The sequence below is a fragment of the Algiphilus sp. genome, from assembly GCF_023145115.1.
In the GTDB taxonomy this organism is placed as follows: domain Bacteria; phylum Pseudomonadota; class Gammaproteobacteria; order Nevskiales; family Nevskiaceae; genus Algiphilus.
Genome location: NZ_JAGLEJ010000032.1, coordinates 44,171 through 51,177, shown reverse-complemented (window position 1 = coordinate 51,177; position 7,007 = coordinate 44,171). Strand labels below are relative to the sequence as shown.

Sequence of the window (7,007 nt, the reverse complement as noted above, 5' to 3'; positions counted from 1 at the left end):
TCCGGGGATATAGGGGCAACTACAAGTTACCGGGCGATGATGCTAGATGCGACCAGGCCGGCCGTCGATGATCGTGCCGTAAATTTTAAGTTGTTCTGCCGTGGACATATGCGCCTTGTTCAGGGAGTGCGCGTAGTACGGCTGATGGTCCTTCGGCATCTTGAGATAGACGAAAGCATCGATGATGGTCAGCAGGCCGGCAAAGGCCACGCCCAGGGTGAAGCAGATCACTTCGACGGACGCGCCGGAAGTCGCCGCGATCTCGAAGGGGATGAACAGCGCCAGGCCCAGCACCACGCGCACGAAGCGCGCGGCCCGGCTGTGCTTGGGCCGTTTCGCATGCGAAACCGCATGCTCGGTTGTCTGATCGGGCTGGATTTTCATGTTCATTGACGTGCCTCGACGCGATCAGCTCCTGCGAAGAAAAGAATAGCTCCGTCACTGCCGGCGAAGTCAAGCGCATTGCCCTTGCGGCGGTCGCCAAGGGGCGAGAGCGACCTCCGCAAGGACAGTGCGCTCTGTGGGCCGACCGATATCCATAAGCGCCCAAGGGAGTCATTTGCAGCGCACCTGACTTGGGTCATCCAATTGGATGACCACGATTAGCAGCCTTCGATGACCGAGCGAAAGCTGTTGGGCTTTACCCGGTCATACGCCTTGCCGCGCTTTTACTGCCTCTGAGGACGGCAAGGCTTTTCCCTGCGCCGTGCGGAGACGACGCAGGGCTGACCCGTCGCTACGCGCCGGGCCAGGAGATCACACCTGATGCACCATCAGGTGCGTCAGCGCCGCCGCTAACTTGTTGTGCTAGCGGCGGTTGTGCGTCAGACACGCGCATGACAGCGCGCCGACATTTGTCTGACGCCTTCGTAAAATCAAGCGCTTAGAGCTCCCAAGCGGCGGCCCGACCTTCGGGCCGGCGCGCGGCGACTTGCCAGCGTTTACGGACGGCCCGAATCTGTCCTCAGAGGGGCAATTTTGCCGACCTATGCGTTACACCTTACGCGTACCCCAGGCTACGCAACGCGCGCTCGAAGAAGGCGCGAATCGGCCCAGCAGGAGCGCTTCACAGCTCGCGAAGAAGCTCATCGAATCCCACGTGCATGATCGGCCGATCGCGGCTTCGGAGCTGTCGCCGCTCTACGCTCGGATGGGCGATGCGACTGCGCTGAGTCGGGAAAACTTGGTGATGCTTGTCGAGATCACTTTGCTGCTTCGCCGTCTCGCTGAGGTGCAGGAACCCGGGACCGCAACGTAAGCTCACTATCAGGCTCTAAAGATCGGCAATCAACTCAACGACGATCTCCAAAACAAGCCCTGACTTTCCTCCACGACGCGCCGGCGGCGTGCGCTGAAAATGACTCCCCTCCTACATGAGCCGTCCAGGCATGCGCTGCGATGGACGCGGGTTCCCGCCTGTGTTATCCCACTATCATCGAGGCCGGAACGGAGCCTTCAATGGCAGACACAGCAAGAGTGTTTTGGTCAGGCAACCGCCAAGTCTTACGACTGCCCGCGGGCTATCGTTTGGAGGGCGATTCGGTGAGGATCCGGCCCGTCGCCGGAGGCCTGTTGTTGGAGCCAATGCCTACGGATTGGAGCTGGCTGGCAGATGTCATCGGTAATCTGGATGACGACTTCGTCGACGCTGCGCTTGACCAACCACGGTCCGAGGCGCCACTTCCCGGCGCCGGGTTTTAAGCGCCCTTTGTTGACCATTTTCTTGCTCGTTACCACTTACGAACGTCAAGGCTTGTGGGCAATCAGGGTGCGACAGCGCAGGCAGGGCGATCCCCAAAAGATCGCCCAACGGAGCGGGCCGCGGTAGCGGCGTCGTGCCCGGATTGTCCACATGCCGCGCGAGATCCAGCTCGCTTCACGGATCTGCCCCTCACCACCTTCGAAGCGCCGATAGTCATGCTGCCAGGGCTCTTATTCGATTCCATCCGGTACGAGCCCTCGCTTTGCAACAGTGCCGTGTTCACACATCGAGGCGCTGCAATTCTTGGCGGTTTGATCGCTCGGTTGGTCGCCAAAAAGTAGGGCCGCGTCCGAAGATGCGGCCCTCGCTTGTAGCTTACTCAGCTTCACCAACTGCGGTTGCCAGATTAGCGCTTGGGGGTTCGACGCTCAAGTCCCACCCTTGGCTGAGGCCGCGGACTTGACCCGCCGCGCGCGGGCTGCTCGGTCACCCCGGCGCCGGTAGCTCAAACGGTAGAGCCTCAGTTCCACCAACTGCAGAGATGCGGGTTCGAGCCCCGTCCGGCGCTCATGTCGCTACCGGCACGATCCAGCGTCGCGGCCCGTGCTCGCGCCTGAAGTCCGTGCTGCATATCAATCCACCCCGCGGTCTGCGTCACGCGACGGCTCGTTTCGCATGCGAAACCCCGGGCAGGTGGCGAGTGTGGCCCTGTCTTCAGCCGCCGTGGACCGTAGCCTGTCCGTAGCAGCCCCCAGGAAATCTCTGCGAGCAGGTGAGCGTGGTTGTGGTCGTCTTGATTTCAGGTAAACACTCCGTGACGGAGGGCGGGACTGCTAAACCGACTACTCTGCCTAGCACGCCAAGCCGAGTGTCGCGATAGATCCTCTAAGCCCGACCGCCGGTTCGGCTTCCGGCGCACTCCGGTGCCGGGCAGAGGATGCTCTTTCTTCGTGTGCCCTCCACTTGCTCATGATGCCATGATCTAAGAAAATCATGATGAAGGGCGCAAGCTTCGACACAGGCATTTCAGCATGACGAGTAAGGAATCCCCCGCAGAAGGGGTGTCAAGAGGCCAGGGGGAGGGCATCCCTCCGGCGAACGATACGAGAGAAGAGGTGCCGATCCAGGTTATGGTGCCGGAATCGATCCGGCGCCAGGTGGCCATGATGGGCGTTAACCGCGGGGAAAACATCCGGACCGTTGTGTTGCGCGGCTTGCAGGCCATCGGAATCGACGTTCCTGAATCCGAGCTGGCCGACCGCCGTGGACGGCGCCGCAATAAGAATGGGTGTGGCAATGGCGCGAAGTGATCTTCTCGTCAGCTTGGTGAAATCGAGCGCGAGCGGCGACAAACAGGCTTTTCAGAAAGCTGTTGAAGCAATTATCGCCGAGGAACGGGCAAAGCAGCACAATATTCTTGCCGACCGGCTGACAAGAGCCATACAGCTCAATGGCAGCGGCGCGCACAGAACAAATCCCGTGCTTGAAACAACCGCAAAGCACCGTGAGTACTTATCTGAGGTTAGGCCGCGGCGGCAGTTGGAAGATCTTGTTCTGCCGGACACGGTCAAACAGGCGATTTCGGAGCTAGTTGAAGAACAGCAGCGCGCTGATCTACTACGTTCAAACGGTTTGGAGCCGCGTCATCGGGTGCTTCTGGTCGGGCCGCCCGGAACGGGCAAAACAAGTATGGCCGAAGCGATCGCGGAGGCCGTAGCGGTTCCGCTATTCGTCGTGCGCTATGAAGCGATGATCGGCAGCTATCTCGGTGAAACGGCCGCACGCATGAAGCGGGTCTTCGACTATGCCCGCACGACGCCTTGTGTGCTTTTTTTCGATGAATTCGATGCAATCGGCAAGGAACGGGGCGATATTCATGAAACTGGCGAGATCAAGCGTGTTGTCACATCCCTCTTGATGCAGGTCGATGACCTGCCGAGTTATACAATTGTTGTCGGCGCGACAAATCATCCGGAACTTCTGGACCGAGCCTCGTGGCGTCGTTTCCAGTTGAGGTTATCGCTGCCGATGCCGACACGGAAAGCGCTTGCCGAATATATCGACCGCTTTGCGGAGCGGTTCGATGATACGCTGGGATATACATCTTCAACAATTGCCAAGAAACTTGGCAGGATCAGCTATGCGGAAGCGGAGCAGTTTTGCCTCGATATCTTGCGGCGTCATGTGCTGACCCTTGGGGAAAAACCGTTGAAGGCGGTTGTGGCCGATCAGCTAAACATCTGGACGGTCAGGGCCGAACAACAAGATTACACGAGCGGGAGGATAGATAATGGCGGACCGGCCGCTACTGATCCTTCCGAAGCCTGAGCCTATAGACCCGCCCCGCGCCGGCGGAGGCGGAGGTCAGATTCGAAAACCTGGCCGCGATGCCCAGATCGGGCGATTCCAGCCGGCATTCCAGAGGTTACGTCAGGCGCTCGCTGGCGGTGCCGCCGGAGCAATGGAGTTGCGCGATGATCCGAGCAGCCTCGCGCCAGACAGGGTAATCGTTTTCGAGATCGCCGGCACCGTAGATGATTTCGTAAAGGCCGTCGCCAAGGTTCCAGGCCTTGAGTTTATGGCTGAGATCGAAACCGAGCAGCCGCCGGATGAGTTGTTTGCCGTGAAAGACTCGCGTAAAGGGCGAGAAGGACTCGACCGCGACGATAAGGACGTGCCCGGTCGATTCTATCTGGCCATGCCGACGACCGGTGCCTTCAATGAATTGCTGAGCCTTTGGCAGCGCTGGTCGCGCGGAGAGCGTCTTGGGCACGGCTACACGCCATTTGAGAGAGTGTTCGAGCAATTGCGGGTATTGCGCCCCTGGGGCGCAGCCGACCGCATTCTCGATGAAACGATTGCCTTTTGGCAGGAGGAGCTTGCCAGAGCGCCGGACCGCCCGGTACGAACCGAAGTTGAACTTTGGTTCCTCCCAAACGAAGCCGGGCAGCGGAACGCATCGGAGCGGCTTGCCGCTCACATCGCAGAAGCCGGCGGGCGGGTCGTCCACGAGAGAGTCATCAGTGAGATCGCCTATCACGGGGCGCTGATCGATATCCCCGCCCAGGCTATTCCGGCGCTGATGCAGCGAGCCGAAGTAAATCTGGCGCTTGCAGATGAAGTAATGTTTCTGCGGCCGCAGAGCACCCTCCACAATGAGCTAGAACCGGAAGAGGTGGAGACGCCGGGCGTTGAGGAAAGGGCAGGCGCTCCTTCGGAGAACGTGCCGATCGCCGCCTTGCTCGACGGCTTTCCACTGCAGCGCCACGCTCTGCTGACTGATCGCCTGAGCATAGATGATCCTGACAATCTCGAAGAAATGGCGATTGTTGCAAGGCGCGTTCATGGCACGGCGATGGCGTCGCTCATCCTTCATGGCGACCTGAATGCAGGCGAAACGCCGCTTGAACGGCCGCTTTATCTCCGGCCGATCATGTTCGCCCAGGCTAATGGTCAGGAACGCACTGACGGCGACCGGCTCCTCATCGACACGATTTACCGGGCGGTACTAAGAATCAAGGGTAGCGCCGGCGAAGATGCAGCCGCACCATCCGTGTTCCTAATCAACCTGTCGATCGGTGATGGACGCCGGCCTTTCGCGCGGCTGGTAAGCCCGCTCGCACGTCTGCTGGATTTTCTGTCCGAGCGCTACGGGATCCTCTTTCTGGTCAGCGGCGGAAACATCACCGAACCCCTACGCATCAATCGATACGACACTTGGAAGGACTTTGAGGATGCGCCGGCTGACGAGCGTGAACGAGCTGTTCTCGAAGCACTTAACGCTGCCAAGCACGAACGGACACTTCTCTCGCCGGCGGAAGCGCTCAACGTGCTGACTATCGGTGCGCAGCATCATGATGCTGTGGCAGCGCGGCCCGGCGCTCTCCTTGCGGTTGATCCCTATGACAGCCATGAACTGCCGAACGCAAGCTCGGCTCTCGGTCTTGGCCACCGGCGTTCAGTCAAGCCGGAGATATTCCTCCCAGGCGGGCGGGAGTTCGTCCGTATGGGCCGGTCGGGCGGCGGCATCGAGGCGCATTTCGGGCAGCCGCAGCGGCTGTATGGACTGCGCGCCGCCGCACCTGATTCGTCCGGTCAGGGGCAATTGGACAAGACGGCGCTGAGTGACGGGACGAGTTCAGCAACCGCGCTGGCAACGCGCGCTGCGCACAGGATATTCGATGCCTTAATGGACCGCGAGGGCGGTTCGCGTCTGGCGGATATGCCGCCAGAGTACTACGCCACCGTCGTGAAGGCTCTGTTGGTACATCGCGCCCGCTGGAACGGCAAATGGAGCCTGCTCAAGGAGATTTGCGGGCCTGATGACGGGCGACGTTTCGTCCAACAGGCTGAGAATATCAGTCGGTTCATGGGGTTCGGCATACCGGATATGGCGGAAGCCATGGAATGTGCGACAAATCGCGCGACGCTGGTCGGATACGGGGCGCTTGCGCCCGATCACGCTCACAGCTACCGAATACCGCTCCCGCCGTCGCTGGAACGCGTCACGGACCCGCGTGCCTTGACCCTCTCAATGGCATGGTTCTCGCCCGTCAAGGCCGGCCATCAGAGCTACCGCTGCGTCAGGCTTGAAGCCTCGGCGGACGCGCCTCTTGAGGCGCTGGGTGTCGAACGTAAGGGCATTGCCCAGCCCGCCGATGCGTCTAACAAAAAGGGCACCGTCTTTCATGAACGCTATCAGGGCGCCCGCGCCGTTCCTTTCATCGATGACGGACATCTCTCGCTCAAGGTTTGGTGCAAGGAAGATGCGGGCGGCGTGGAATCCCCTGTCCGCTATGGGATCGCCGTTACACTCGAGGCCGAAAACGCGATGCCGATCTATGAGGAAATCGAGCAGCGGCTCCGGGTTGCGCCGCGTCCGCGTTCTTGAGGTCCGATCAAAATACGGGCGTGCATCCAGAGTGCGTACGATCGTGAAAGTGTGTGAGCCCTTTTGCAATAACCACTCGCTTACAAGCCGCTACAGCGCCGCCGTCTGATCCATCAGCGCGCCGCCGGCGCGCATAGTCTGGCTCGATCCGCGTTGCTCGGTGCCGTAACGTTGCCGGCTGGCGGTCCTGCTTTTTTCCGTCATCCGTCGGTCGCTTATTCGGATCCCTGCGCTCGCGCGCGCCGGCTCCAAGGGATCGCTGCGCTCCGGTGCTCACCCGGTCCCTACGCCTGCGGCTCCGGGCTGCGGCTTGCGCGCCGGCCCTTTCCGCCGGCGCTTGTTCGCGAGCGCGGCCGGGTTCCGGCGACCGACGGATGACGGAGCAGGACCACAACAAGCCAGCCGGCAACCCCT

At 60.7% G+C, this 7,007-nt stretch carries 4 protein-coding genes and 1 tRNA gene; 4 read left to right on the top strand and 1 reads right to left on the bottom strand.

Going from position 1 to position 7,007, the window contains the following annotated elements; all coding sequences use genetic code 11:
- Nucleotides 1-42 precede the first annotated feature (42 nt).
- Nucleotides 43-390, bottom strand: a complete 348-nt coding sequence (locus tag KAH28_RS11055) for a hypothetical protein (protein ID WP_290576580.1) — start codon at nt 388-390, stop codon at nt 43-45.
- A gap of 1,806 nt (nt 391-2,196) precedes the next feature.
- On the opposite strand from KAH28_RS11055, the gene KAH28_RS11050 reads away from it, so the two are divergent.
- From KAH28_RS11050 to KAH28_RS11035, 4 genes are all read left to right on the top strand, one after another.
- Nucleotides 2,197-2,270 (top strand) — tRNA-Val (locus tag KAH28_RS11050).
- A 463-nt stretch (nt 2,271-2,733) separates the two neighbouring features.
- Complete coding sequence (locus KAH28_RS11045) at nt 2,734-3,012, top strand: hypothetical protein (protein WP_290576579.1); 279 nt, start codon at nt 2,734-2,736, stop codon at nt 3,010-3,012.
- Nucleotides 2,999-4,030 (top strand): ATP-binding protein, encoded by a 1,032-nt coding sequence (locus KAH28_RS11040; protein WP_290576578.1) that lies wholly within the window; start codon nt 2,999-3,001, stop codon nt 4,028-4,030. Before KAH28_RS11045 ends, KAH28_RS11040 begins: the two co-directional genes overlap by 14 nt.
- 133 nt (nt 4,031-4,163) lie before the next feature.
- Nucleotides 4,164-6,593, top strand: coding sequence for a S8 family peptidase (locus tag KAH28_RS11035; RefSeq protein ID WP_290576577.1), 2,430 nt, complete (start codon nt 4,164-4,166; stop codon nt 6,591-6,593).
- The last annotated feature ends 414 nt before the right edge of the window (nt 6,594-7,007 follow it).